The sequence below is a fragment of the Myxococcus sp. AM009 genome (genome assembly GCF_013372605.1).
Classification (GTDB): Bacteria; Myxococcota; Myxococcia; order Myxococcales; family Myxococcaceae; genus Myxococcus; species Myxococcus vastator.
Window position 1 is genome coordinate 1 of the sequence record NZ_JABXEP010000300.1, and the last position, 3,494, is coordinate 3,494.

4 protein-coding genes are annotated in these 3,494 nt (G+C 71.1%); 3 read left to right on the plus strand and 1 reads right to left on the minus strand.

The annotated features are described in order from the left end of the window. The 3 genes from HV824_RS35150 to HV824_RS35160 form a co-directional block, all read left to right on the plus strand. A partial coding sequence (locus HV824_RS35150) for a hypothetical protein (RefSeq protein ID WP_176425221.1) occupies nt 1-236 on the plus strand: 236 nt, incomplete at its 5' end. An 80-nt stretch (nt 237-316) separates the two neighbouring features. Next, entirely contained in the window at nt 317-1,846 is a 1,530-nt protein-coding gene (locus HV824_RS35155) for an ATP-binding protein (RefSeq protein WP_176421540.1), read from the plus strand. Further along, nucleotides 1,843-2,541 (plus strand): response regulator transcription factor, encoded by a 699-nt coding sequence (locus HV824_RS35160; protein WP_176421539.1) that lies wholly within the window; start codon nt 1,843-1,845, stop codon nt 2,539-2,541. The genes HV824_RS35155 and HV824_RS35160 overlap by 4 nt, the downstream gene beginning before the upstream one ends. Before the next feature lie 7 nt (nt 2,542-2,548). Here the strand turns inward: HV824_RS35160 and HV824_RS35165 are convergent, their stop codons facing one another. Then, the gene (locus HV824_RS35165; protein ID WP_176421538.1) at nt 2,549-3,247 is read right to left on the minus strand and encodes a bifunctional 2-polyprenyl-6-hydroxyphenol methylase/3-demethylubiquinol 3-O-methyltransferase UbiG; all 699 of its coding nucleotides are present in this window, start codon (nt 3,245-3,247) and stop codon (nt 2,549-2,551) included. Between the last annotated feature and the right edge of the window lie 247 nt (nt 3,248-3,494).

The window sequence follows — 3,494 nt, forward strand, 5'->3', positions numbered from 1 at the left end:
AGCGACGCGGCGACGTGGTGCACGGCGTGCGGCTGTCGGTGCAGACGCTGGAGGCCCTGCTGGCCGAGCGCGTGGATTCGCGGGCCGTGTCCAGCGAGCCGGTGCGCTTCGCCCTGCTGCCCGTGCCTGAGCGGGGAAGAAGGCGGCCGGCCCACGTCGCACGCCTGCCCCGCGGCCGTCCATGCTTGCACCAGAACACACCCGAAGTCGATGCTATCCGCCCACACCCCAGGTGAGCGGTGGACACTCCCCTGGCGCGGGCGTGGATGAAACGTCACGAGCGTGTAGCGCCGGGTGGGAGTAAAGGAGGGGGGCCGTGTCCCGCACTCCGCCCCGCTTCCTCAACTTCCGGCGCACGTTCGCGCTGCTCATCGTCCTGGTGGTGGTGCCCTCCGCCGGCCTGTCCGGCTTCGGAGTGGTGGCCATCATCAACGAGCGCGCGGCCGTGGAGAAGCGGCTGGAGGCCGCCTGGCGCGGCACCCTGGAGTCGTTGTCGGAGGAGCTGCCGGGCCTCCTCGCCTCGGCGCGCCTGGCCCCGGTGAATGGCCAGCTCCAGTTCATCCTCCCTGACGGGCAGCCCGTGTCGGAGCCGAACGGCGCCTTCCAGTTGGAGGAGGGCAAGGTCCGCACCCGGGACACCCAGTTGGAGGAGGCGCTCATCACCGTGCTGCCAGAAGCAGGCGGACTGCCCACCGAGCCCACCGTCTTCTCGCTCACCGCGGGCGGACGCGCGGTGCTGGTGGCCGCCGAGCGACGCGGCGACGTGGTGCACGGCGTGCGGCTGTCGGTGCAGACGCTGGAGGCCCTGCTGGCCGAGCGCGTGGATTCGCGGGCCGTGTCCAGCGAGCCGGTGCGCTTCGCCCTGCTGCCCGTGCCCCGGGAGCCCTCCGAGGGCGGGCTGATGGGGCGCCTGGTGTCCGAGGTGGCGCAGGCGCGCGCCAGCGCCATGGGGCCCACGGGCCTGGCGGAGCGCGTGCTGCCCTCGCCCCTCCAGGACTTCCGGCTGGTGGTGCTGCCCACCGGCGAGGACCCGGTGGCGCGCGCGTCCACGCGCAACCGCGTGCTGTACGGCGTGCTGCTGGGCGTGTTCTACCTGACGCTCACCTTTGGCGTCGTCTACACCGGCCGCGCGCTCTACCGCGAGGCGCAGCTGTCGCGGATGAAGACGGACTTCGTGTCGCTGGTGAGCCACGAGCTGCGCACGCCCCTCACGTCCATCCGCATGTTCATCGAGACCCTGGCCCTGGGGCGGCTGAAGGACCCGGCGCAGATGCAGGAGGTGCTCACCCTGCTGATGCGCGAGACGGAGCGCCTGTCCATCTTCGTCGAGCGCGTGCTGGATTGGGCGCGCATCGAAGGTGGGCGCAAGGTGTACCAGCGCGAAATCGTGCCGGTGCCGGAGCTCGTGGACGCGGCGGTGGAGGCCTTCCGCATCCAGCGCATGGAGGACGGCGTGGACCTGTCGGTGGAGGTGCCGGACGGCCTGCCCGAGCTGGACGTGGACCGGGCCGCGGTGGCCGGCGCGCTGCTCAACCTGCTGCAGAATGCCTACAAGTACAGCGGGCCGGACAACCGCCGCATCACCCTCCAGGCCCGGGCGAGCGGCAAGGGCGTGGACCTGTCGGTGGAGGACAACGGCGTGGGCATTGCTCCAAAGGAGCGCAAGCGCATCTTCGAGCGCTTCTACCGCGTGGACAACCTGCTGACGCGCAGGACGGAAGGCAGCGGGCTGGGGCTGGCCATTGCCCGGCGCATCATCGAAACCCACGGAGGCCGCATCTCCGTGCAGAGCGAGCCAGGCAAGGGAAGCCGGTTCACCATCCACCTGCCGGCGGGGAAGGCATGAGCGACAAGACACGGAGCATCCTGGTCGTGGAGGATGACCTGTCCATCCTCACGGGCCTGTCCATGAACCTGCGCTTCGAGGGCTACGAGGTGCTCCAGGCGCAGGATGGCCGCACGGGGCTGGCGCGCGCGCTGGACGAGTCGCCGGATTTGGTGGTGCTGGACGTCATGTTGCCGGAGCTCAACGGCTTCGAGGTCCTCAAGGAGCTGCGCCAGCGCGGCCGGGACACGCCCGTCGTCGTGCTCTCCGCCAAGGGCCTGGAGACGGACAAGATTGTCGGCCTCAACCTGGGCGCGGACGACTACGTGGTGAAGCCGTTCGGCCTCCAGGAGCTGTTGGCCCGAATCAAGGCCGTGCTGCGCCGGCGCTACCCGTCCGCGGGGGCGGGCTCACCGCCGCCGGTGACGTTCGGCGACGTGAGCGTGGACATGGCCGCCCGCACGGTGGCGCGCGCGGCGACCCCCGTGGAGCTCACCGCGCAGGAGTTCAAGCTGCTGGCGCACTTCCTGGCGCACCCGGGGCGCACCTTCACCCGCGAGGAGCTGCTGTCCGGCGCGTGGGGCTACCACTACGAAGGCAGCGCCCGCACCGTGGACAACTTCATGCGTCAGCTGCGCCTGAAGTTCGAGCCCGACCCGGAAGCCCCTCGCCACTTCCTCACCGTGCGCGGGCTGGGCTACCGCTTCGAGCGCTGACGGGCGCTCACGGCCCGGCGATGCCGATGTGGCGCGAGTCCTCCAGGTCGAAGGGCTTGCCGTCGTAGCGGCCGTAGCGCTCGCGCGGCACCAACCCCGCCGCGGTGAGCGCCGCGTCCAGCTCCTCCGGCGAGAAGTGCCGCAGCTTGAGGCGGCGGATGGGGCTGGGCCCACCGGGGGCTCGCCGCTCGCGCAGGTGGAGGGTGAAGAGCGGGCGGCGGGGCTCCAGGCCGGCGCTGGGCGCCTCGTCGTCCCGGGGGAGCACGGGCTCGCGGGGGGTGTTGAGCACGTCGTAGACGAAGGAGCCGTCCGGCGTGAGGTGGTGGCGCACCGTGGCCAGGAGCGCCTCCAAATCGTCCTTCCCCGGCACCAGGCCCAGCGCGTGCTGGGGCGCGAGCACCAGCGGGAAGCGCTCCGACAGGCGCAGCGAGCGGAGGTCCGCCACCTGGAAGCGCGCCCTGCGTGAGATGTCCTCGGGTTCCGAGCCGCGCCGCTCCTCGGCGGAGCGAATCATCGCCTCCGAGGGGTCAACGCCCACGGCGTCGTAGCCATGTCCCGCCAGCGCCCACACCACCCGGCCATTGGCGGCTCCCAACACCAGCACGGGCCCGCCATGCTCGGCCGCCTGACGGGTGTAGAACAGGAGGTCCGGCTCCTGACCGACAAGAGAAAGTGGCATCCGGCCCCGCGCGTCATGACCACCCATTCGACGAAGGAAGTAGCACGAATCCGGCCTCGCCCGGGACAGGCACGTACGCACAGTGGGAAGCGGACTACCCACATCGTGTCCGGCGCCTGACGGACACACCATGCTTCGAGGCAGCCCGTGCTGGCACCGTCCTTGCGAACGGGGATTGAACACGACGACCCACTTCGGGCCAGTCGGCTTTTCAGCAGGGGACGGTGACGAGATGAAGCGCGGATGGGGATGGGCGGGCGCGCTGTTCGTGGCG

Excerpts from the sequence above, each read along its gene's own strand:
- HV824_RS35160 (WP_176421539.1), top strand. The coding sequence starts at position 1,843 with ATGAGCGACAAGACACGGAGCATCCTGGTCGTGGAGGATGACCTGTCC.
- HV824_RS35165 (WP_176421538.1), bottom strand. The coding sequence starts at position 3,247 with ATGGGTGGTCATGACGCGCGGGGCCGGATGCCACTTTCTCTTGTCGGT.